The 24,105-nt window shown below is 59.4% G+C and carries 16 protein-coding genes; 9 read left to right on the plus strand and 7 right to left on the minus strand.

The window, feature by feature from the left end; all coding sequences use genetic code 11:
• The first annotated feature begins 55 nt into the window (after nt 1-55).
• From ptsP to EJA70_RS06670, 4 genes are all read left to right on the plus strand, one after another.
• The gene (gene ptsP / locus EJA70_RS06655; protein ID WP_158830215.1) at nt 56-2,917 is read left to right on the plus strand and encodes a phosphoenolpyruvate--protein phosphotransferase; all 2,862 of its coding nucleotides are present in this window, start codon (nt 56-58) and stop codon (nt 2,915-2,917) included.
• Entirely contained in the window at nt 2,917-3,858 is a 942-nt protein-coding gene (pfkB, locus tag EJA70_RS06660) for a 1-phosphofructokinase (RefSeq protein ID WP_158830216.1), read from the plus strand. The genes ptsP and pfkB overlap by 1 nt, the downstream gene beginning before the upstream one ends.
• 11 nt (nt 3,859-3,869) lie before the next feature.
• Nucleotides 3,870-5,603, plus strand: a complete 1,734-nt coding sequence (locus EJA70_RS06665) for a PTS fructose-like transporter subunit IIB (RefSeq protein WP_158830217.1) — start codon at nt 3,870-3,872, stop codon at nt 5,601-5,603.
• 174 nt (nt 5,604-5,777) lie between these two features.
• Entirely contained in the window at nt 5,778-7,319 is a 1,542-nt protein-coding gene (locus EJA70_RS06670) for an alkaline phosphatase (protein WP_158830218.1), read from the plus strand.
• A gap of 224 nt (nt 7,320-7,543) precedes the next feature.
• Here EJA70_RS06670 and EJA70_RS06675 read toward each other — a convergent pair whose 3' ends face one another.
• Together EJA70_RS06675 and EJA70_RS06680 are read right to left on the minus strand one after the other, a co-directional pair.
• Nucleotides 7,544-10,072 (minus strand): sulfite reductase flavoprotein subunit alpha, encoded by a 2,529-nt coding sequence (locus EJA70_RS06675; protein ID WP_158830231.1) that lies wholly within the window; start codon nt 10,070-10,072, stop codon nt 7,544-7,546.
• A 209-nt stretch (nt 10,073-10,281) separates the two neighbouring features.
• Nucleotides 10,282-12,600, minus strand: a complete 2,319-nt coding sequence (locus EJA70_RS06680; protein WP_158830219.1) for a TonB-dependent siderophore receptor — start codon at nt 12,598-12,600, stop codon at nt 10,282-10,284.
• A 207-nt stretch (nt 12,601-12,807) separates the two neighbouring features.
• On the opposite strand from EJA70_RS06680, the gene EJA70_RS06685 reads away from it, so the two are divergent.
• The 4 genes from EJA70_RS06685 (at nt 12,808) to EJA70_RS06700 (ending at nt 17,707) form a co-directional block, all read left to right on the plus strand.
• Nucleotides 12,808-13,488, plus strand: a complete 681-nt coding sequence (locus EJA70_RS06685; protein WP_158830220.1) for a Fe2+-dependent dioxygenase — start codon at nt 12,808-12,810, stop codon at nt 13,486-13,488.
• Nucleotides 13,485-14,237: a tetratricopeptide repeat protein gene (locus tag EJA70_RS06690; protein WP_158830221.1), complete on the plus strand. Its 753-nt coding sequence runs from the start codon at nt 13,485-13,487 to the stop codon at nt 14,235-14,237. Before EJA70_RS06685 ends, EJA70_RS06690 begins: the two co-directional genes overlap by 4 nt.
• Before the next feature lie 195 nt (nt 14,238-14,432).
• Nucleotides 14,433-16,700, plus strand: coding sequence for an alpha-xenorhabdolysin family binary toxin subunit A (locus EJA70_RS06695; RefSeq protein WP_158830222.1), 2,268 nt, complete (start codon nt 14,433-14,435; stop codon nt 16,698-16,700).
• A 164-nt stretch (nt 16,701-16,864) separates the two neighbouring features.
• Nucleotides 16,865-17,707: a hypothetical protein gene (locus tag EJA70_RS06700; protein ID WP_256677631.1), complete on the plus strand. Its 843-nt coding sequence runs from the start codon at nt 16,865-16,867 to the stop codon at nt 17,705-17,707.
• A 54-nt stretch (nt 17,708-17,761) separates the two neighbouring features.
• On the opposite strand, the gene EJA70_RS06705 is transcribed toward EJA70_RS06700, so the two are convergent.
• Nucleotides 17,762-18,925, minus strand: coding sequence for a type III PLP-dependent enzyme (locus tag EJA70_RS06705; protein ID WP_008088754.1), 1,164 nt, complete (start codon nt 18,923-18,925; stop codon nt 17,762-17,764).
• A 598-nt stretch (nt 18,926-19,523) separates the two neighbouring features.
• Here EJA70_RS06705 and EJA70_RS06710 point away from each other — a divergent pair.
• On the plus strand, nt 19,524-20,414 hold the full coding sequence (locus EJA70_RS06710; protein WP_256677632.1) for a hypothetical protein: 891 nt from the start codon (nt 19,524-19,526) through the stop codon (nt 20,412-20,414).
• Nucleotides 20,415-20,461: 47 nt separating this feature from the next.
• Here the strand turns inward: EJA70_RS06710 and EJA70_RS06715 are convergent, their stop codons facing one another.
• Genes EJA70_RS06715 through EJA70_RS06730 form a run of 4 tightly spaced genes read right to left on the minus strand, consistent with a single transcriptional unit; the run spans nt 20,462 to nt 23,886 of the window.
• Nucleotides 20,462-21,619: a betaine/proline/choline family ABC transporter ATP-binding protein gene (locus EJA70_RS06715; protein WP_008088750.1), complete on the minus strand. Its 1,158-nt coding sequence runs from the start codon at nt 21,617-21,619 to the stop codon at nt 20,462-20,464.
• On the minus strand, nt 21,616-22,269 hold the full coding sequence (locus EJA70_RS06720; protein WP_007915307.1) for an ABC transporter permease: 654 nt from the start codon (nt 22,267-22,269) through the stop codon (nt 21,616-21,618). The genes EJA70_RS06715 and EJA70_RS06720 overlap by 4 nt, the downstream gene beginning before the upstream one ends.
• A gap of 12 nt (nt 22,270-22,281) precedes the next feature.
• The gene (locus tag EJA70_RS06725) at nt 22,282-23,175 is read right to left on the minus strand and encodes a glycine betaine ABC transporter substrate-binding protein (RefSeq protein WP_008088748.1); all 894 of its coding nucleotides are present in this window, start codon (nt 23,173-23,175) and stop codon (nt 22,282-22,284) included.
• A 21-nt stretch (nt 23,176-23,196) separates the two neighbouring features.
• Complete coding sequence (locus EJA70_RS06730) at nt 23,197-23,886, minus strand: ABC transporter permease (protein WP_169844036.1); 690 nt, start codon at nt 23,884-23,886, stop codon at nt 23,197-23,199.
• Between the last annotated feature and the right edge of the window lie 219 nt (nt 23,887-24,105).

The following is a 24,105-nucleotide window of genomic DNA, read 5'->3' on the forward strand; positions in this document are numbered from 1 at the left end:
GCTGCAACCATTCAAAACAATACCTGGCGTCATCCGATGCCAAAAAGGAGATCGCATGCTCGAGCTCACTATAGAGCAGATATCCATGGGCCAATCGGCCGTGGATAAACCCGCCGCCCTGCAATTGCTGGCCAATCACCTGGTGGCCGATGGTCTGGTCGCTGACGGCTACCTCGCCGGCTTGCAGGCCCGGGAAGCCCAGGGCTCGACCTTTCTCGGTCAAGGTATTGCCATCCCTCACGGCACCCCGGAAACCCGCGATCAGGTGTTTGCCACCGGCGTGCGCCTGATGCAGTTCCCCGAGGGCGTGGACTGGGGCGATGGCCAGATCGTCTATCTGGCGATCGGCATCGCCGCCAAATCCGACGAGCACCTGCGCCTGCTGCAACTGCTGACCCGCGCCCTCGGCGAGACCGATCTGGGCCAGGCCCTGCGTCGCGCCAGTTCTCCGGAAGCGCTGCTGAAACTGCTGCAAGGCGCGCCGCAGGAACTGGCGCTGGATGCACAGATGATCGGCCTCGGCGTGTCGGCTGACGATTTCGAAGAACTGGTCTGGCGTGGCGCGCGTTTGCTGCGTCAGGCCGATTGTGTGAGCAACGGTTTCTCGGCGGTGCTGCAACAAGTTGAAGCGCTGCCGCTGGGCGACGGCTTGTGGTGGCTGCACAGCGAACAAACCGTGAAACGTCCGGGCTTGGCGTTTGTCACGCCGGACAAACCAATGCGCTACCTCGGCCAGCCACTCAGTGGTCTGTTCTGTCTGGCCAGCCTTGGCGAAGCGCACCAGGCGCTGCTCGAACGTCTGTGTGCGTTGCTGATCGAAGGTCGCGGCCATGAATTGGGCCGCGCCACCAGCAGTCGCAAAGTTCTCGAGGTGCTCGGCGGTGAATTGCCCGCCGACTGGCCGAGCGCACGCATTGCGCTGGCCAACGCCCATGGTTTGCACGCGCGCCCGGCGAAGATTCTCGCGCAACTGGCAAAGAGCTTTGACGGCGAGATTCGCGTGCGCATCGTCGACGGCCAAGACAGCGCCGTGTCGGTGAAGAGTTTGAGCAAACTGCTCAGCCTAGGCGCCCGTCGCGGTCAGGTGCTGGAGCTGATCGCCGAGCCGAGCATCGCTGCCGACGCCTTGCCGGCGTTGCTCGCTGCTATCGAAGAAGGCCTTGGCGAAGAAGTCGAGCCGCTGCCCGCCATCAGCGAACAACGCGAAGTCTTTGCCGACATCGCCGAAGTGGTGATTGCCCCGGCGTCCGGCACTCAGTTGCAAGCCATCCCCGCCGCGCCCGGCATCGCCATCGGCCCGGCGCACATTCAAGTGCAGCAAACCATCGATTACCCGATGCGTGGCGAGTCCGCCGCGATCGAACGCGAGCGCCTCAAACAAGCGCTCAGTGACGTGCGCAACGACATTCAAGGCCTGATCGAACGCAGCAAGGCCAAGGCCATCCGCGAGATCTTCATCACCCATCAGGAGATGCTCGACGACCCGGAACTCACCGACGAAGTCGACACCCGCCTCAAGCAAGGCGAAAGCGCTGAAGCGGCGTGGATGGCGGTGATCGAAGCAGCGGCGAAACAACAGGAATCGCTGCAAGACGCGTTGCTCGCCGAGCGTGCGGCGGACTTGCGTGACATTGGCCGCCGCGTGCTGGCGCAACTGTGTGGCGTGCAGACCGCGAGCGAACCCGAGCAACCTTACATTCTGGTGATGGATGAGGTCGGCCCGTCCGACGTCGCGCGTCTGGACCCGGCGCGTGTGGCGGGGATTCTCACCGCACGCGGCGGCGCCACCGCGCACAGTGCAATCGTCGCGCGAGCCCTCGGGATTCCGGCGCTGGTCGGTGCTGGCGCAGCGGTATTGTTGCTGGCGCCGGGCACGCCGTTGCTGCTCGACGGTCAACGCGGTCGCCTGCACGTCGACGCCGATGCGGCGACCCTGCAACGCGCCACCGAAGAACGCGACACCCGCGAGCAACGCCTGAAGATTGCCGCCGAACAACGCCACCAACCGGCACACACCACCGACGGTCACGCCGTCGAAGTGTTCGCCAACATCGGCGAAAGCGCCGGTGTGATCAGCGCGGTGGAGCAGGGCGCCGAAGGCATCGGTTTGCTGCGCACCGAACTGATTTTCATGGCCCACCCGCAAGCGCCGGACGAGGCCACGCAAGAAGCCGAATACCGCCGTGTTCTCGATGGTCTCGCCGGGCGGCCGTTGGTGGTGCGCACGCTGGACGTCGGCGGCGACAAACCGCTGCCGTATTGGCCGATCGCCAAAGAAGAAAATCCGTTCCTCGGCGTGCGCGGCATTCGCCTGACCTTGCAGCGTCCGCAGATCATGGAAGCGCAACTGCGCGCCTTGCTGCGGTCGGCGGATAACCGTCCGCTGCGGATCATGTTCCCGATGGTCGGCAGCGTCGAAGAATGGCGGCAGGCTCGCGACATGACCGAGCGTCTGCGTCTGGAAATCCCGGTTGCCGATCTGCAACTGGGGATCATGATCGAAGTGCCGTCCGCCGCGTTGCTCGCGCCGGTGCTGGCCAAAGAAGTCGACTTCTTCAGCGTCGGCACCAACGACCTCACGCAATACACCCTCGCCATCGACCGTGGTCACCCGACCCTGTCGGCGCAGGCGGACGGCTTGCACCCGGCGGTACTGCAACTGATCGACATCACCGTGCGTGCGGCCCATGCCCATGGCAAATGGGTCGGCGTCTGCGGTGAGCTGGCGGCGGATCCGCTGGCAGTGCCAGTGCTGGTTGGCCTCGGTGTCGATGAACTCAGCGTGTCCGGGCGCAGCATTGCCGAAGTGAAGGCACGCATCCGTGAACTCAGCCTGACCCAGGCGCAAACCCTTGCTCAACACGCCCTGGCCGTGGGCAGCGCCAACGAAGTGCGCGCATTAGTGGAGGCCCTGTAATGGCCAAGATTCTTACCCTGACCCTCAACCCGGCGCTCGACCTCACCGTTGAGTTGCCACGGCTGGACGCCGGTCAGGTCAATCGCAGCGACGAGATGCACACCCACGCTGCCGGCAAAGGCGTGAACGTCGCGCAGGTGCTCGTCGACCTCGGTCATCAACTGACGGTCAGCGGGTTTCTCGGCGAAGACAATCTGCAAGCGTTCGAAACCCTGTTCGCCAAGCGCGGTTTTGTCGACGCGTTCGTCCGCGTGCCGGGCGAGACGCGCAGCAACATCAAAGTGGCCGAGCAGAGCGGGCGCATCACCGACATCAACGGCCCGGGGCCGGTGGTCGATGCCGCCGCGCAGCAAGCGTTGCTCGAGCTTCTGCTGCAGATTGCGCCGGGTCACGACGCGGTGGTGGTCGCCGGCAGTTTGCCGCGTGGCGTGACCGCGCAGTGGTTGCGTGAGTTGATCGAGCAGCTCAATCAGCTCGGCTTGAAAGTCGCCCTCGACTCCAGCGGCGAAGCGTTGCGCGAAGCGTTGAAAGCCAGTCCATGGCTGATCAAACCCAATACTGAAGAACTCGCTGACGCGCTCGGTTGCGAGGTGGTCTCTCACGCGGCGGAAGCGCAAGCAGCGGCGCAATTGCACGCGCAAGGCATCGAGCACGTGGTGATTTCTCACGGTGCTGATGGCGTGAACTGGTTCAGCGTCGGCTCGGCGCTGCACGCCACACCGCCGAAAGTCAGCGTCGCCAGCACGGTCGGTGCCGGCGATTCGTTGCTGGCCGGCATGCTCCACGGTTTGCTCAGCGCCGACACGCCTGAGCAAACCCTGCGCACGGCCACCGCGATTGCGGCGATGGCGGTGACCCAGATCGGTTTCGGCATCAACGACGCCGCGCAATTGGCGCAGCTCGAACAGGGCGTGCGCGTGCGCCCCCTGACAGAACAATAAGAGGGTTTGTCATGAAATTAGCCATTGTTACGGCTTGCCCGAACGGCATGGTCACCAGTGTGCTGTGCGCGCGATTGCTCGATGCGGCGGCGCAGCGTCAGGGCTGGAGCACCAGCGTGGAAGTGGTCGATGCGGCGCACCCGGAACGCGAATTGTCGGCGGCGACGATTGCCGCGGCGGAGTGGGTTCTGTTGGTGGCCACCGGCGCGGTCGACATGACGCGTTTTGTCGGCAAACGGGTCTTCCAGATTGCCCCGGCGCAGGCGTTGCAGGATGTTGAAGCGGTGCTGCGACGTGGTGCAGAAGAGGCATCTGTCTACGTTGCCAGCGAGGCTGAACCGGTTGCTGATGCGTCGCGTGCCCCTCGCATCGTCGCCATCACCGCGTGCCCGACCGGTGTTGCTCACACCTTCATGGCCGCCGAAGCCTTGCAGCAAACTGCCAAGCGTCTGGGCTATGACTTGCAAGTCGAAACCCAAGGCTCGGTGGGCGCGAAAACCCCGTTGAGCGCAGCGGCGATTGCTGAAGCTGACGTGGTGTTGCTGGCGGCTGATATTGAAGTCGCCACCGAGCGTTTCGCCGGCAAGAAAATCTATCGTTGCGGCACTGGCATTGCGTTGAAGCAGTCCGAAGCCACGCTGAAAAAAGCCTTGGCCGAAGCTGTTGTGGAAAGTGCGGCGAGTGACGGCAAAGCACCGGCCAGGCAGGAGAAAACCGGCGTCTACAAACACCTGCTGACCGGCGTGTCGTTCATGCTGCCGATGGTCGTGGCGGGCGGTTTGATGATCGCGCTGTCGTTCGTCTTCGGCATCACCGCGTTCAAGGAAGAAGGCACGCTGGCAGCGGCGCTGATGCAGATCGGCGGCGAGACTGCGTTCAAACTGATGGTGCCGTTACTGGCGGGTTACATCGCTTATTCGATTGCCGACCGTCCGGGCCTGGCGCCGGGGATGATTGGTGGCTTGCTGGCGAGCACCTTGGGCGCTGGTTTTATCGGTGGCATCGTCGCTGGTTTTATCGCTGGTTATGCGGCGAAGGCGATCAGCCGTTATGTCGCGTTGCCGCAAAGTCTTGAAGCGCTGAAACCGATTCTGATCATCCCGTTGTTCGCCAGCCTGTTCACTGGGCTGGTGATGATTTATGTGGTCGGCAAACCGGTCGCCGGGATGCTGTTGGCGCTGACGAGTTTTCTCGACAGCATGGGTACCACCAATGCGATCCTGCTCGGCGTGGTGCTCGGCGGCATGATGTGCGTTGACCTTGGCGGGCCGATAAACAAAGCGTCGTACGCGTTCTCGGTGGGGCTATTGGCCTCGCAGAGTTATGCACCGATGGCGGCGACGATGGCAGCGGGGATGGTGCCGCCGATTGGTCTGGGCATTGCCACGTTTATTGCGCGGCGCAAGTTCGCGCAGACCGAACGCGAGGCGGGTAAAGCGGCGCTGGTATTGGGGTTGTGCTTTATCTCCGAAGGGGCGATTCCGTTTGCCGCGAAAGACCCGTTGCGGGTGATCCCGGCGAGCATTGCCGGCGGTGCGCTGACCGGCGCGTTGTCGATGTATTTCGGCTGCAAACTGATGGCGCCGCACGGTGGCTTGTTTGTGTTGGCGATTCCGAATGCGATCAATCATGCGCTGTTGTATCTGCTGGCGATTGTCGCGGGGAGCCTGTTGACCGCGGTGGTCTATGCCACAGTCAAACGCCCCGAAGCCGTCGAACTGGCCCTCGAACCCGCCAAGGCTTAACCGACACCACAAAACCTTTGTAGGAGCTGAGCTTGCTCGCGAAAGCGGTCTGGCATTCAACGAAGATGTCGCTGACATGACCTCTTCGCGAGCAAGCTCGGCTCCTGCAAGGGCGGGTGTCATGTCTGTTTCATGTGGGCGTGCTTAAGTTTTCCTTTTCTCAGGGAGAACAGCATGAGCGATTTCAATCCTGGTCGTCGGCGTGTCGTGCAAGGGATTGGCGCCGGGCTGCTGCTGCCGGGGCTGGCGCCGGCGGTGATTGCTTCGGTCAAGGATCGGCCGCAACTGACCGATGGCGTGCAGTCCGGCGACCTGCAAGGCGACCGCGCGATGATCTGGAGTCGCAGCGATCGTCCGGCGAGGATGGTGGTCGAGTGGGACACCCGCAGCAAGTTTCGCAACCCGCGCCGGTTGGTCTCGGCGCTCGTCGATGCCCGCAGCGACTTTACCGCCCGCGTTGAGCTCACCGGACTGCCCGCCGATCAGGCGATTTTCTATCGCGTGTATTTCAAGGACGCCCGCACCGGCGTCGCCAGCGAACCGTGGCTGGGCCACCTGCGCAGCGCACCGATGGCGCGGCGCAATATTCGTTTCGTCTGGAGCGGCGACACCGTCGGTCAGGGCTTCGGCATCAACCCGGACATCGGCGGCATGCGCATCTACGAAGCCATGCGTCTGCGCCTGCCGGACTTCTTTATCCACAGCGGCGACACCATCTACGCCGACGGCCCGGTGCCCGCGCAGCTAACCACCGAAGGCGGGCGCATCTGGCGCAATCTCACCACCGAAGCCAAGAGCAAAGTCGCGCAAACCCTCGACGATTATCGCGGCAACTATCGCTACAACCTGATGGACGAAAACATCCGCCGCTTCAACGCCGAAGTGCCGCAGATCTGGCAGTGGGACGACCATGAAGTGGTCAACAACTGGTCGCCGGGCAAGCAACTGGATGAGCGTTATCAGGAGAAAGATATCCACACCCTGGTTGGGCGAGCGCGAAAAGCCTGGCTGGAATATTCACCTATGCGCCTGCAGGCCGCCGACGGTGGCGGACGGATTTATCGCAAGCTCAGTTATGGGCCGATGCTCGATGTGTTCGTGCTCGATATGCGCAGTTATCGCGGCGCCAATGACGACAACCTCGGCGCCGCGAAACCGTTTCTGGGGCGTGAGCAACTGGACTGGCTCAAACGCGGCTTGAAGAAATCCAAAGCCCAGTGGAAGGTGATTGCCGCCGACATGCCGATCGGTTTGGGTGTGCCGGATGGCGAGGTCAGCCCGGGTGTGGCGCGCTGGGAAGCGGTAGCTAACGGTGACCCGGGACCGGCGCAGGGGCGCGAGGTGGAAATCGCCGAATTGCTCGGCTACCTGCGTGCGCAGCAGGTACGCAATTTCGTCTTCCTCACCGCCGACGTGCATTACTGCGCGGCGCATCACTATCACCCGGATCGCGCGGCGTTTCAGGATTTCGAACCGTTTTGGGAGTTTGTCGCGGGGCCGTTGAATGCCGGCAGTTTCGGGCCCAATCCGCTGGATAAAACTTTCGGCCCTGAGGTGGTATTCGAGAAAGCGCCACCGGTGCAGAACGCATCGCCGTTTGCCGGGTTTCAGTTTTTTGGCGAGGTGAATATCGAAGGGCAGAGCGGGGAGATGAGCGTGGTGTTGCGCGATCTGAATGGGGTGGCCGTTTTTGAGAAAAAATTGCAGCCCGCTTAAAGATCAAGGGCAGACCCTCACCCCAGCCCTCTCCCGGAGGGAGAGGGGGCCGACGGAGGTGTCTGGAGAGGTACGTCGACCTGAAAGACCGTGTCGATTATGAGATTGGATATAAAGCCTTTCTCGATTCCCGATTCGGTGAAGCACGTTCAGGTCGGTGTATAGCGTGAGTCTCGCAAGGTCAGTCCCCTCTCCCTTTGGGAGAGGGTTAGGGTGAGGGGCTTTTAATAGACGTCGCGGCGGTAGCGGCCCTGTTCGATCAGGCGTTCGACTTCGGCGCTGCCGAGGATGTCGTTGAGTACCTGGTCCACGCCTGAGGCCATGCCTTGCAGGCTGCCGCAGATGTAGATCACGGCACCATCCGCTAACCATTCCTTCAATTCGTCAGCCGACTCACGCAAGCGATCCTGCACATAAATCTTCTCCGCCTGATCGCGCGAAAACGCCAGATCCAGCCGTTGCAGATCACCATTGATCAACCACTCTTCCAGCTCCGCGCGGCAGAGGTAATCGTGCTCACGATTGCGCTCACCAAACAGCAACCACTGGCGCTGCTGGCCGTCGGCAATCCGTGCCTTGAGCAAACTGCGCAGCCCGGCCAGACCTGTGCCGTTGCCCAAAAGAATCATCGGCACCGGCTCGTTCGGCAGGTGGAAACCACTGTTGCGGCGCACGCGCAAGCTGATGGCGCCACCGACCGGCGCATGCTCGGTCAACCAGCCGGAACCGATGCCGAGGCTGCCATCGGCATGCTGTTCCTGACGTACGATCAGCTCCAGCACACCGTCGGCGGCAATCGAGGCGATCGAGTATTCACGCATGGCCAGCGGCACCATCGCGTCGACCAGCGACTGTGCGTGTAGCCCGACCAGATGCGCGCGGTGCTCAGGCAATTGACGCGAAGCCAGTGCGACTTCCAGCGGCTCGTCGAGGCCGTTGATTTTCACCGTGGTCTCGCCGCGAATACCCAGGCCGTCGAGGAAATGTTCGATGGCCCACGGGCAGTTGCGTGGCAGCACTTCCACCAGGTCACCGGCCATCCAGCTGCTGGTGTTCGGTGCGCTCAGGCCCAACAGATAAACAGGCGAACCGCTGCTGTCCGGGTTCATCAGTTCGCGGCGTGTCAGCGTCCAGTTGTCGTAGCTCGGCGCCTGCCAGGTATCGACCGGTGCCTGCCCGGTGAGCAGGCCGAGTTGAGTCTGCCAGTGACGCAGCGCGTAGGGATCGCCACTGTCGACTTCCACCGGCGCAAACAGCGTCTTGCCGCCGTGTTCGCCCAGCCATTGATGCAAGCGTTTGGCGAAGCCGCAGAAGTGCTGATACTGACGATCACCGAGCCCGAGCACGGCGTAGTTCAGGCTGTCGAGTGTCAAGGCCTTGCCCAGCACTTTGCGCTCGAAACCACGGGCGCTATCTGGCGCTTCGCCGTCGCCGAAAGTGCTGACGACGAACAGCGCGTTGTTTGACTCGCGCAGATCCTGCTCGCTGACATTCGCCAGCGGCTGCACCTTCACCGGCAAACCGGCGGCCTGCAATTGCCCGGCGGTTTGCCAGGCCAATTGCTCGGCAAAACCGCTTTGACTGGCAAAACCGATCAGCCACGCCGACGCATCGTCGGCCGGTTGCTCGAGACCTTTACGCGCGTCCTTGATCTGCTTTTTCTTGCGCCGACGATCGAGGTAAAGCAGCCAGCCGGTGATGAAAAACAGCGGCATGCACACCGCCGCGAGGGTGACGATGATCCGCCCGATCAGGCCGAAATAGCTGCCGACGTGCAACGCATAAATGCTGGTCAGCAACTGCGCCTTGAAGCTCTTGTCGGCGTAACGGTCGACACGTTTGACGATGCCGGTGGCCGGGTCGAGAGTGATCTGGTTGAGCGCGCGCTCATGCGGCGAGTTTTCCAGCAGATAGAACACGGTCGCCGGTTGGCCAGCCACGGCCGGCATACGAATGTTGTACGCCGACAGGCCTGGGCCGGCGGCGCTGTAGATGCTGCTCCACATCGCCGCGTAATCGGCAGTTGGCGCCGGGCCTTGCGGTGCCGGGCCACGACCGCCGCGCACGCGCTCGTTTTGCGGCGCGTCGGAAAGCAGTTTGGTCAGGCCCTTGTTGTACCACTCGTACGACCACGACAACCCGGTTAACGCCAGCAGCAGATAGACCAACAGGCACCAGGTGCCGGCCACCGAGTGCAGATCCCAATTGAAGGCGCGGCCGTTTTTCTTCCAGTCGAGGGTCAGCCACACGCGCCAGCTGTTCCACTGGCGCGGCCAGCGCAGGTACAGACCGGAGAGGCAGAAAAACAGCAGGATCAGCGTGCAGGCGCCGGTGATGTTGCGTCCGGTATCACCCATCGCGAGGAAGCGGTGCAGTTGCAGCATCAGGCCGAAGAAGTCCTGGCCGACGGCATCGCCCATGAATTCGCCCGTGTAGGGATCGAAGTAGCGCATCTCGCCGCGACGCTCACCCTTGGGCGGGGTGAAGAACACTTTCGCTGCGCTGCCGCTGTCGGTTTCGACCCAGAGCATCGATACGGTCTTGCCGGAGGTGGCTTCGATGCGCTCGACCAGTTCGACCGGCGGGAGGACGCCGGCGACTTGTTTTTCCACCTGCAGGACGGAGGGATTGATCGCCCGCAGGATTTCATCCTGAAACGAATAGGCCGCGCCGGTGATGCCCATCAGGGCCAGCACCAGGCCTGCGGTGATGCCAAAAAACCAGTGCAACTGGAACAGGGTTTTCTTCAACACGTCACTCGCCGTCCATTCGGAAATTGTCTTCACGGCGCGCATTATGCCGTGGCTTATCGAGAAGCGTTCTTTATTACGCAGAAAAGCCCCGTTCAACTGAATGAACGGGGCCGACTGTTTTTGCAGGAGCTGCCGAAGGCTGCGATCTTTTGACTTTGCTTTTGAAGGTCAGGATCAACAGATCGCAGCGTGCCGCAGCTCCTACAGGGTCAGAAGTGGAAGTTGGTGCTCAACAATGCCGTGCGGCCTGCCGCCTGGTTGGCGAAGTGGGTCGAGAAGGCTTTGTCGTAGTAGGTTTCGTTGGTCAGGTTCTGCACGTTGAGTTGCAGGTCGACGTTCTTGGTCAGCTTGTACGCCGCCATCGCGTCGTAACGCACATACGAATCGACCATGGTGGTATTGGCCACGCTGCCGTAGACGTCGTCGACGTAGAACGCGCCGCCACCGAGGGTCAGCTTCGGTGTGACTTGGTAAGTGGTCCACAGGCTGGCGCTGTTTTTCGGCGTGTTAGGCAGTTCGTTGCCGTCGGTGGCGCGGTTCAGCGGGCCGCCATCAACTTGCTCGCTGTCCATGAACGCGTAACCGGCGAACACTTGCCATTTCTCGGTGATCTTGCCGCTGGCCGACAGTTCGAAACCCTGAACGCGGGTCTTGCCGGCGTTTTCGTACGAAGTGGTGTCGACTTGTACGCGAGCGTTTTCTTTCTCGGTGCGGAAGATGTCAGCGGTCAGCGACAGACGATCGTTGAGCAGATCCCACTTGGTACCGATTTCGTAGTTCTTGGTGGTTTCCGGCTCCATGTCGCTGCTCAGCAAGTTGCCGCTGCGATCCTTTGTGCCGCCCAGCGGGTTGCCGTCCTGACCTTCACCCAAGGTGTTGCCCGGTGGTGTGGCGGAGGTGGCGTAGGACGCATAGATGCTGCCATTTTCTGCCGGTTTGTAGACGATGCCGAACTGACCGGTGACGAACTCACTGACGTCATCGCCCTTGGCGGTTGTCGCGCCGGCGGCGGTGTACGACTTGTAGTCAGTGTCGAAGTGGTCGTAACGCAGACCCATGTTCACCAGCCACTGCTCGTTCAACTCCAGGGTATCGAACACATACAGCGCGTAGGTGTTGGCCTGGGTGTCGGTGCCGGCGTAGTTGCGCGAGATCGCACCGTTCCACGGATCGTTCGGGTTCGGGTTCGACAGCGAGGTGCAGTTGTAGCCGCTCGACGCGCCGACCATCGACGGTGTGCAGTTGGTGCTGGAGTTGCCCGGCGAACGCGGCGTGGTGTCGACGTTGACGTTGTACGAGGACTTCTGGCTTTCCTCACGGGTGTATTCAACACCGGTGGAGAAGCTGTTCTTGAAGCCGGCGACGTAGAAGTTGCCGAACAAGTCAGTCTGGTTGGTGGTGGTCTCGGTGTTGCTCACGCGTGTATTCGCACGGCGCCAGACCGTGCCGTTGTTGACGTTGCCCTTGCTGTCGTCCGGTTGGGTGAGGATGTAATCCTGCATGCTGGTGCCGTGACGCAGGGTGTTCTTGATCGTCAGCGAGTCGCTCAGGTCGTGCTCGATGGCGAAGGTTGCGGTGTCGGTGCGGCCCTTGCGGAAATCGCGGTCCAGACCGTAGAAGTTGCTGTGGTCACCGCCAGCGTATGGCTTGTCCGGGTTGGACTTGGTGCGTGCCGCGGAGCCACCGGTTGGAATGGTGTAAGGGATGCCCGAATCCGGGGTGTCGTTGCTTTCGAGATGGTAGTAATCGAGGTTGACGCGGGTGTCGGTGCCCAGGCCAAAGGCCAGGGACGGGGCGATACCCCAACGGTCGTAATCGACTTTGTCGCGACCGGCGACATTGCTCTCGTGGCTCATCAGGTTCAGACGGCCAGCGGCGGTGTCGCTGAACTGGTAGTTGCCGTCGAGGGTGTAACGCTGAGTCTGGTCAGAGCCCCAAGTGAAACCACCGTCGAACGAGTTTCCCAGGTGGGCTTTCTTGCTCACCAGGTTGATGCTGCCGCCCGCTGCGCCACGACCACCGATGGCGGAGTTCGGGCCCTTGCTGACTTCAATGTTTTCCACGGCGAAGATTTCGCGGCTCTGCGATCCGGTGTCGCGCACGCCGTCGAGGTAGGTGTCGCCCTGCGCGTCGAAACCACGAATGAACGGACGGTCGCCCTGCGGGTTGCCGCCTTCACCGGCGCCGAAAGTGATGCCCGGCACGGTGCGCAGCGCGTCCTGCATGTTCAGGGCGCCGGTGTCTTTGAGTACTTGTTGCGGGATCACGGTGACCGAGCGCGGCGTGTCGACCAGCGGCGCGGTGTACTTGGGCGAGGAGGCTTTTTCGACCTGGTAGGACGTCGCGTCCTGCGCTTCGCCGGTGATGGCGGTGGCGTCCAGAGCGATGGCATTGCCGGACGCTTTGCTGTCGGTTTTTTCGGCAGCGAACACCATGTGGCCAGCGGAGCCGGCGGTAATCGCTACACCGATTGCAGAAGCCAGCAGACGTGGCGAACTGACCGGTAATTGTGCGTGTTGACGTGCCATTTTTATTCCCCTCCCCAAGGATTTGAGGCGGCGGAATATAGGGTAAACAGGTATTCGTATCAATTGCGAAACATTGTTATTCGCACTGAATTTACATTCTTTACAATTTAACCTTACGGTTTCTGCCAGTTCATTCGTCTCCCGGGTTTTACACGGCCAATAAGAATCAATACCATTGCCGCCTCTTTGCCATCAGGTGACATCGCCATGCTGCTGCACATCCCCGCACTGTTCGCGAAAGAAGAAGTGCAGCGCATTCGCGAAGTTCTGGAGCAGGCCGATTGGGCCGATGGCAAGATCACCGCTGGTTTTCAGTCGGCCAAAGCGAAGCACAATCTGCAATTGCCTGAAGGTCATCCACTGGCCAAGGAAATCGGCGCGGCGATGCTCGAGCGGCTGTGGAAAAATCCACTGTTCATGTCGGCTGCGTTGCCGCACAAAGTCTTCCCGCCGTTGGTGAACTGTTACACGGCCGGTGGCAGCTTCGATTTCCACATCGACAACGCCGTGCGCCAACCGAAGGGCAGTATTGAGCGCGTGCGTACGGATCTGTCGGCGACGCTGTTTTTCAGTGAGCCCGAGGATTACGACGGCGGCGAACTGGAGATTCAGGACACCTTCGGCACTCAGCGGGTGAAACTGCCCGCCGGCGACATGGTGCTGTACCCCGGCACCAGCCTGCACAAAGTCAACGCGGTCACTCGCGGCGCGCGTTACGCGTCGTTCTTCTGGACGCAAAGCCTGGTGCGCGAAGACAGTCAGCGTGCGTTGCTGTTCGAGATGGACGGGGCAATCCAGCAACTGACCCAGGACATGCCCGATCACCCTTCGCTGATTCGCTTAACCGGTACTTATCACAACCTGCTGCGTCGCTGGGTTGAGGTATGAGTTTTCTATTGCGTCGCGAGGAAGTCCTCGACGGCGAACAACTCAGCGCCATGCTCACTGAAAGTCCGGCCCGTGCGGCCCAAGCCATTTTGCTGGCAGCGGGCGAGGGCGAGGTTGAAGCGCAGGCATTGCTCGGGCAAATCCTGCTGGACGGTCAGGGTATCGCGCAGGACCAGCCGCTGGCGCTGCGCTGGTTCGGCATCGCCGCGGGACGCGGGCACCTGATGGCGCGCAACATGCTCGGTCGTTGTCATGAGCATGGCTGGGGGTGTGCCGCCGATGCCGGGGTTGCCGCGCAGCATTATCGAGTCGCGGCGCAGGCGGGCCTGGATTGGGCGATGTACAACCTGGCCAATCTCTTGGCGACCGGGCGCGGCGTGGCGGTCGATCAGCCGCAAGCATTGGCGCTTTATCGCCAGGCCGCCGAGTCCGGACATGCCAAGTCGATGAACCTGCTCGGGCGTTATCTTGAAGAAGGACGCCATTGTCGCGCGGACCCTGCCGCAGCCTTCGACTGGTATCGCCGCTCGGCGCAGGCCGGCGACTTCCGTGGCCAGTTCAGTTATGCCAGCGTGCTGGCCGAGCGCTCACAGATTGAAGAGGCGTCAGGCTGGTACCGCAAGGCGATGTTCGGGGGGCATGCTGCGTTTCTCGGCGTGGCTGCCCAGACTTTGGAGAGCGCAGCACACCCGGCCATTCAGGCATTGGCTCAAGAGTATAAAGAGCGCGCAGGGCACATCACCGTCTAGTTTAATTCAAGGCGCTGTTCGCAAGTATCGAGTCGTATGTCCAGTTGTTAGTATTCTTTGTAAATATATTGAAGGCATGAAACGCTTTTTTTAAGTGCGGGTTTTATGTTTAAGTCTGTCTGGCAAGTTTAAGTTCTTACGGGCTCTGACTTGTTTTTGATTTTACTTAACTTAAAACTGATTAAAGGAATGATCATGTCTTCTTCCAGCTTATGGGGCGATGCCCTGAATAATGCCTCGCCTGAACAAGTTATGCAGATGGCGGCAGCGGCGCCAAAGTTACTAAGTGACGCATCGACGTCGGATGCCGATGATGTAGTACGCGACAGAGGGTTGCTCCTCACTAAAAAGCAAATCATTGATTTGCGTAAATATGAAGCAGCCGGCTTGGCGCTGCCGCATACCCCGAAGGATGTCGAAGATTATCTGCGCTATGGCGCAGGGCAGAACGGCGGCCCAGGGTTGAATCCGACAGATTTCCTCTCGACCTTTGTAAACACCCGCAACCACGCAAAACGCTGGTCGCCGCTGCGTGAACGCATCATGATGACCGGGCAGGGGCTGAAGAGCTTTGCCAGCAGCATGCTCAATTATGGCAAGGCGATTCAGGAAGTCTTGAGCGACGATGATTCGGTCGCGTTCCTCAAGAAAAACAAGATTAAAACACTTGCCCAGCTTAAAGCACTCGAAATTGAATTGGGTGACAAGTTTCCGGATATTGAAGTTGATCCCGATACCGTCGCGACGTTGGGTTATTATCTGCAGCGAATATTCGAGCGGATCAATAAAAACCTCAGCGATGTGCAAGGCATCAAGAATGACCTGGACCTGTTTGGTTATGATCTGCGCGAGCATGTTCTGCCCGATATCAAACTCAGGGTCGGTTTGATCGACAGCAGTTCGTTGGCAGCAGATATCAAAGTATTGAAGAACGACATCGATAATCGTGCCAAAGAAATCGATATCAAAAACACTGAATACAAGGCCGCTGTTCAGGAGGCATTGAAGTCTGCCGCCGGGATGAACATCGTGGGCCTGGCCATGGCTATCTACATGGGGGTGGAGGCGGAAAATATTCGTGCTGCACGCAAAGCGTTGTATGCCGAGCAGGAACGGGATATCCAGGTGTTGGCGAGCAAGAACCAGACACTCGGTTCCCTTGCCCGCGTCAAACATGACCTGCAAAGTCTGATGATCGTGGCCATCGATGCCGACATCGCCACGCAGAACCTGATGCATGTCTGGAAAAGCCTCTACCTGCACATTTCCAACTCGGTCGCTGCGATGGGCCGCGTCAATGACGCCTTGAGCCTGCGGGTCTTCGGTACCGAGTTCGAAGAAGTCGTGCTGCCATGGAAAACCATCGAGACCGACTCGGACAAGCTTATTCAGGTCTTCAAAGAGGCTGATGAAGAATACGAGCGCAACTATTCGTTCAGCACGCGAACCTCGCGTGTGATCAGTCTCAGCGCGACAGTGAGCTATCCGCCTGTGGCCATGGCCACCCTGGCCTCCACTGTCGAACAGATGCGTGAAGCTCGCACTCAGGCAGAAGTCTTGAAGACTAAACTGGGTTACCTGCCCGATCTGTTTGACCGCTTCAAGCGCACTGTGAGTGGCATGGGGCAATGCCAAAACCAATTGCAGGATTCGGCCCAGACCGGTGTGAATGATCTGCAAAACAGCCTGCGACGTCTCGCCCGCAACGAGAAGGACCGGTTGAAAGAAACCGATCCTGAGGTCATTGAAGAAATCGACGATGAGCGCAAGGACATTTTGCGTTTGATTTCCTCTGCCATGACCAAGCAGGCAACTCTGGTGCGTAACGCCTTGCGCAATATTGATGCAAGGTTTGATATGCGCCTGACGCAGGCTTACATCGCCGATTTCCAGCGCGACGCGCTCGTGGCCGATGCAGAAATTGCGCAGTTGGACAGCAAACTTGCAGAGCTTGCGGCTGATCGAAAGGTCATCATTGACGGGGTCAATCTGCTGGAAAAAAGCGGTATCGAGAATTTGGGCAAGGACGTTGAGCTGACCATCGCCAAGATCACCGAACTGGGCCTGGCTCCGCCGGAAATCAAACTGGTGATGGCAGCCATCGACCAACTGAAGCGAACCCTTATTGGCATTAGTGAGTCTGTGCGCTTCCTGGACATGGTGCGTGAGAGCGACAAGCTGAAGCTGAAAGTCGATGGCGTGCAGGCCGAGATTGAACGCGAGCGCGCGGGTATCCGTGATTCGCAAGGCAAGGTCACTTACCTGAAGGCCATTCACGCCATGGAAGACTGTCGCGCCGAATATGCCGCCACCTACCGTCCTGCCGTGAATGCTTTTGAGCAGTTGCGCGATGCAATTGATGTCGAAGTGTCGGACGACTGTGATGCACTCAGTGCCGCGTTGAAACAGCATGCGCCACTGTTTATCGCTTTCCTTAATCCGCTGTCCGTTCCGCAGCGCTGAGTCTGCCGGTAGGCGTGCTCTGCATTTGTGTGTGATATCAGAGACCGGCGCAGGATTGCCGATGGGCACGGTTCCATCGGCAATGAAAGTACGATCAGACTAAGGAGAGGCTGATGCTTGAATATTTACTGGCAGAAAAAAACTTCGCTGCATTGAAGCAGTACGTGAATTTTCTGCAGGATCTACCCCCTGCCTTGCAGGAAATGACCGAGTTTAGCGGGATCTTCGAACGGCAAAAGCACATCATGGTGCCGCCGCCGAATGTTCAAAGCCTGAGGCAGGCTGCACAAAGCAGTGAAATGTGTTGGCGGGCGATACAGGTGGCCACACCGTTGCTTGGCAGCGGTTCTGCGCAGGTGTTGCGTGAGATTTTTGCCTTTATCGAAGAGTTTCAGGCAGTCGTTTCAAAGGCCGACAATCGCCGAAAGACGATCGTCACGATCGATCCGCGGCAATTTTCACTGGTGAGGTCGCCTGCCTGGGGCAATGCACCTGCCGAAAACATCATCGATGTGCTGCGCGAAATGGATCGCCGGCTTGAGCAATACCGGGGCATGGTGCTCAATTTCAAAACCCAGGTGATCGGACTGGCAGAGTCGATCCACGGCATATTCGTGCGTTTCATCGAATGCCTGACGATGCCGATATGCACGTGCGATAAACCGATCCCCAAGATCGAGGCCTATTACAGCCTGGGTAAAATCGGTCTGCCCGGCACGACTTATGAGCCAGGCCGGTTGTATTCGCAGGAGGAGCGAATCGCGCAGTCCAAAGAACATGTCGAGTTTCTGTTCAACCTGCGCCGACGCGCTGCCAGTGCGGCGAACAACCTCAGCGATTTCTGCTATCGGATGTCGTGCATGCTGGATGAAGCGCAACAGATGCTTCGACACCATTATCCGGCGATGACGATGGCGCGGGCGAAGTCTGCGCTGCCGATGCTCAAGGGACCGTTGAACGATGTGCAAAGCATGTCGGACCAACTGGGCAAATTGACCCGGCTGTAACGCATAAAAAAGCCCATGACAGGTCATGGGCTTTTTGCGTTACGGGTAAGACGCTTACACGTAATACGACTTCAGCGGCGGAAAGCCATTGAACTCGACCGCGCTGTAACTGGTGGTGTACGCACCGGTCGACAACCAGTACAGGCGATCACCGATCGCCAGGTTCAGCGGCAGACCGTACTTGTAGTTCTCGTACATGATGTCGGCGCTGTCGCAAGTCGGGCCGGCGATGACCACTTCTTCCATCTCGCCTTTCTTCTCGGTCCAGATCGGGAACTTGATCGCTTCGTCCATGGTTTCGATCAGGCCGGAGAACTTGCCCACATCGGTGTACACCCAGCGCTCGACGGCAGTACGCGATTTGCGCGCAACCAGCACCACTTCGCTGACCAGAATACCGGCGTTGGCGATCAACGAACGGCCTGGCTCGAGAATGATTTCCGGCAGATCATCACCGAAGTCTTCCTTGAGGAAACGGATGATTTCTTCGGCGTAGGTTTCCAGGCTGTTGGTGCGGGTGATGTAGTTGGCCGGGAAGCCACCGCCCATGTTGATCAGCTTGAGATGGATGCCGTCTTCTTCTTTCAGACGCTCGAAAATCACTTTGACCTTGGCGATCGCCGCGTCCCACACGCTGATGTCGCGCTGCTGCGAACCGACGTGGAAGGAGATGCCGTAAGGCACCAGGCCGAGATCGCGGGCGAGGATCAGCAGGTCCATGGCCATGTCGGTCTGGCAGCCGAATTTGCGCGACAGCGGCCAGTCAGCCGTGGTCGAGCCTTCGGTGAGGATGCGCACATAAACTTTCGAACCCGGCGCAGCCTTGGCGATGTTGCGCAGGTCGGCTTCGGAGTCGGTGGAGAACAGACGTACGCCCTTCTCGTAGAAGTAGCGGATGTCCTTGGATTTCTTGATGGTGTTGCCGTAGCTGATACGGTCGGCGCTGACGCCGCGATCCATCACTTTGTCCAGCTCATAGATGGAGGCGATGTCGAAGCTCGAGCCTTTCTCTTTGAGCAGGTCGATGATCTCGACGGCCGGGTTGGCCTTGACCGCGTAGTAGACCTTGGCGAATTCGAAACCGGCGCGCAGGTCATCGTAGGCCTGGCTGATCATCGCGGTGTCGATCACCACGAACGGGGTTTCCTGTTTGTCGGCGAACGCCTTCATTTTGTCAAAAGTGGCGCGCGCGAAATAATCTTCGACCTGGATCGACATGCTAGGGAGCTCCTATGGCAAACGTGTAAAAACAATGGGTGCAAATGAACGTCCTCCGTATCCCCACTTTGGTTCGCCTACTTCCCAAGGCATGTCGCCGAAAGCAAAAAGGCCATGGGTGCGTTGCTGCCCTTGGCCTTGCTGTCTCGTCGTCAGTACTTGAGCCGGATGGATCGTTTCCAGCATGGACGTTCGGCGCGAACTTTAGGGCGTGAGGGGCCTGAGATCAACAAAAAATGTCGCATTTCTGCACGCTTCCGTCGTGCGGTCTTCCCTGACTCCTGATGTAACCGACCGAGATGACAGAAGGATGTTCCCTCGGAGGATTCTTTCCGTCCGCCAGCATCCTCAAGCCCGGGTAATAACGGCCCTTGAAATTTATTTCGAAAAAGTATCAATGACGCCGTTCAAACTGTCATTTCTGACAGGTGTTTAATGTTCTTTATATCCCTAAGGTAGGCACCGGTAACTCTCTTTTAACCAAGTGCAAGCAAGCGTGCCGGCAACTTTAAAGTTATCCGCACCCACGTGCCCATGCGCTGCTGATTTATCGAAATATCACGTTGGGGATCAAAGGATGAAAAGAATAAGTGCGTTAATGATTGCGCTGACCCTGTCCGGTTGCGCAACACATGAAGTACCGCAGGAACAGCCGACACTTGTCACTGCTGCAGCGCCGATCAACGTGAGAGCCGATGGCACCGGCCCGGAGATCGCGGCTTACTTGACCAAGGCCTACAACGACACGGCGACCCTGTGTAAAAATCGTCCGTCAGCCCCAGCGTTTCTGTGCTCTGGCGTACTCTTGCGTGCTACGAACCATTCTGCCAGTTACCGATTCTGGGATCCGAACCCCCAGTCGACCGGCGTTTCGTTTTCCTTCCTCCGTACCGATGCAAATTTCAACAAGTTGGTGTTTGGTTACACAAACGGCTTTATTTTCTATCCATTGTTTTTCTCTCCGGTGGGTAAGGTCTACCCAACGGTCTTATGTTTCTTTCCGGTCGATGCGGGTGCCGACCTGCGCGATGATCAAGGCTGTGGAGTACAAGTGGCCTATCCTGTCGTTGGCAAACCATGCCAGTCCCAAGGTATTAACACCGCCGCCCAATATATTGATCACTACAACAAGTCGACGGTGAAGTATGGAAGCCTGTGCGGATTTAATGTGCGCGATAGCTTAAATGAAGGGGCAACCACTGCATTTAACGAGGCGCTCAAGGCGCAGGGCATGGGCGGCACCTTTGCATTCAATACGCAAAACGAGTTCCGCATGGGCAAATGGGCTCAGGATTTGGGTAAAACCTTGCCGATCGAAGCGGTTTTTTACATCAGTGATTCTGGCAAGGCTTCGGCCCAGGCCGATCAGAAGGATTTCAAGACCCACACCGATATCTGGATCCCAGTGATCAAAATCACCCTGCCCCAAACGCCCACCGAAAAAGCCAAGTTCGAGTTTTTCGCGGCGGACCAGGCCATTACCTCCTGAACGAACAACCGGGCCATTCTCCGTGGAGACTGGCCCGGTTCGCCGTATCAGGCCAGCGCTGTCTCTGCTGGCGAGACAATGCTGGTTTTACCGCCTCGGGATTTACCCGAGCTCAGGTACTCGGCAATCGACTCCTGCGTCACCTCACCAAGGAACACTCGCTCGGCGTCCATCACTGGCAACCACGAACGATTGAACTCGTACATGCGTGACAACAGAATGCGCAAATGCTCGTCGTAGGCGGCCGTGGCGTTGAACTCGCGCAAGTATTGCGCGCACGTGCCGGTCTGACGGTGCAGGTCGCGACGGCGGACATAACCCAGCGCCTTGTTCTCGGCACAGGTGACCACCACATAGCGACGGTCATGCTCGTCCATCAATTCCAGCGCATCGGCCACCGGGGTTTCCGGGCTTACTGACGGCGCGTTGTCCGCAGCATCTTCTGCTTTGACCAACAGCAGGCGCTTGAGCGTACTGTCCTGACCCACAAAGTTGCTGACAAAGTCGTCCGCCGGGTGCGCGAGCAGCGTGTCCGGATGATCGATCTGCAGCAGTTTACCGGCGCGGAAAATCGCGATCTTGTCGCCGAGTTTGATGGCTTCGTCGATGTCGTGGCTGACCATGATCACGGTCTTGTTCAGCGCGCGCTGCATCTCGAAGAATTCGTTCTGGATCATCTCGCGGTTGATCGGGTCGACCGCACCGAACGGCTCGTCCATCAGCAACAGCGGCGCATCGGCCGCCAGTGCGCGGATCACGCCGATGCGCTGTTGCTGACCACCGGACAATTCGCGCGGATAACGATGCAGATACTGCTTGGGCTCAAGCTTGATCATGCTCATCAATTCGCGGGCGCGGTCGTGGCATTTCTGTTTGTCCCAGCCGAGCAGTTTCGGCACGACGACGATGTTCTCTTCGATGGTCATGTTCGGGAACAGACCGATCTGCTGGATCACGTAACCGATGTTGCGACGCAGGGTCACCTCGTCGAGGTCGGTGGTGTCTTCACCGTTGATGAGGATCTTGCCCGAGGTCGGTTTGATCAGGCGGTTGATCATCTTCAGCGTGGTGCTTTTGCCGCAACCCGATGGCCCGAGGAACACACAGATTTCGCCTTCATTGACGGTCAGGCTTACCGAGTCCACGGCTTTGACGTCTTTGCCGTTGCTTTGGAAAGTTTTGCTGAGGTTTTGAAGTTCGATCATTTGAGCAGTCCTTTTGGAGTCAACGAGCGTTGCAGCCATTGGAGAAACAGGTCAGCGAAAATGGCCAGGAGACTGACCAGCAGTGCGCCGACGATCAGCATCGACATGTCACTGCGGCTGATGGAAGCGAGGATCAACACACCGAGGCCACCGGCGCCGATGGTCGCGGCGATGGTCATCACGCCGATGTTCATCACCACGGCGGTGCGCACGCCGGCGAGGATCACCGGTACCGCAATCGGCAACTCGACCATGCGCAGGCGCTGGCCGAAGGTCATGCCGATGCCGCGAGCGGCTTCACGGATGCCCGGTTCGACGCCAGTGAGGGCGAGGTAGGTGTTACGCATGATCGGCAGCAATGAATAGAGAAATACTGCGGTGATCGCCGGCATCGGCCCGAGGCCCTGGCCGAACTTGGAGTAGAACGGCAGCAGTAGACCGAAGAGGGCAATCGACGGCACGGTCAGTAGCACCGTGGCGCTGGCCTGCAAGGGGCCTGCGAGGGTCGGAAACCGTGTCATCAGAATGCCCAACGGCACACCAACGACAATCGCCAGGGTCACGGCGATGCCGACGAGGGTGATGTGCTGCCAGGTCAGGTGCATCACCTGCTGCCAGTCGAGGTGGGAAAAGGCGTTCAGAAATTCCATGACTTTTCCTCCTTAGTTGAGTGGGTGCTGGCGCAGGAAATCGGCGGCCACTTTTGATGGGCTTTCGTGATCGACGTCGACCCGCGCGTTGAGCTGGCGCATGGTTTCGTCATCGAACAGTTCCGCCAGCGGCTTGAGTTGCTCGGCCAGTTGCGGGTGCGCGTCGAGGTAGGCCTGACGCACCACCGGCGCTGCGGTGTAGTCGGGGAAGTAATGCTTGTCGTCTTCCAGCAGCTTGAGGCCGAAGGCGTTGAGGCGACCGTCGGTGGTGTAAACCAGGCCGGCGAACACCTGACCGTTGCGCAGTGCCGTGTAAACCAGCCCGGCATCCATCTGGCGGATGTTCTTGCGGCTCAGGTTCATGCCGTAGAGATCGACCATGCCGATCAGCCCGTCAGAGCGATTGGCAAACTCGGTATCCAGCGCTACCAAGTGATTAGTCTTGGCCTCGGCGCGCAGCACTTCATTCAACTGACTGATGTTGTTGATCTGCGGGTACTCCTCGGCGACTTTCTTAGGGAGGGCGAGGGCGTAGGTGTTGCTGAATTTCGACGGCGTCAGCCAGATCAGGCCTTTTTTTGCGTCGAGTTCTTTCACCCGGGCGTAGGACTGTGCGCTGTCGAGTTTTTCGGTGACATGGTTGTAGGCCACCAGCGACACGCCGGTGTATTCCCAGAGCATGTCCAGTTGTCCGCTTTCGTGGGCGCTGCGGGCGAGATTGCTGCCCAGACCACCGGTGATCTGCGCGTCATAACCTTTACTGCGCAGGTATTGCGCGGTGATTTCGGCGAGCAGGGTCTGCTCGGTGAAGACCCGGGCGCCGAGGCGGATCACCGGTTTCTCAGCGGCTTGCGCGATGCCCGCGAACAGCAGGACGCAACCTAAGATCAAACAAAGTCGTTTCATATTCATTCCTTCGCAAAAGCCTTAAGACGGGCGCAAACCGCGTTCCAGCCAGAGGCGGCTGGCGAGGGTGACGACGCCATCGAGCAGCAAGGCCAGCAGCGCGGTGCACGCGGCGCCGAGCAGCAGTTGCGGCTGATTGTTCAGGGCGATGCCGGGGAAGATCAGGCTGCCGAGGCTGTTTGCGCCGATCAGGAACGCCAGTGGCGCGGTGCCGACGTTGATTGCCAACGCCACGCGCACACCACCGACAATGATCGGCACCGCGTTGGGCAATTCGACTTTCCACAGCACTTGGCGCGGCGTCATGCCGATGCCGACGGCCGCTTCTTTGAGCGAGCCCTGGACGTTTTTCAGGCCTTCGTAGGTGTTGCGCACAATCGGCAACAAGGAAGCGAGGAATAAAGCGAAGATCGCCGGGCCACTGCCGATGCCGAGGACGCCCAGGGCAATCGCGAGCACGGCCAACGGAGGCACGGTGTTACCGATATTGAAGATCTGCATGAAGCGTTCAGCACGGCCGACCATGGTCGGGCGACTGAGGAAGATACCGGCAGGGATGCCCACGACAAGGGCAGCCAGCATTGAAGCGAGGACGAGAATCAGATGAGCTTGCAGGTAAAACAACAAATCGTCGCGGTAGTGTTCGATCGTGTTGATGCCGATCCAGTGGACCAGCAGGGCCAGGAGCGCGATCACCACCGCACCTCCCATCAGCCCTTTGCCATAGCGGATAGCCACAGGCGGACTCCTTTTTTTGTAGTCGGCGAACGCTCTCCCGTGTGGCATGCCAAGCCTTGGCTGCCGGGAGTGAACGTTCGCGAGAAGCAGCTCCCTCAGCACCGGCAAAAAGCGGTCTGAAAGCGAGCCATGAGCGCAGCCTCGTCAGGCTAACTTGCTGATTTTTCAGCCCCTGACGAAAATTCGTAACAG

It is taken from the genome of Pseudomonas sp. PB103, from assembly GCF_009764635.1.
GTDB lineage: Bacteria > Pseudomonadota > Gammaproteobacteria > Pseudomonadales > Pseudomonadaceae > Aquipseudomonas.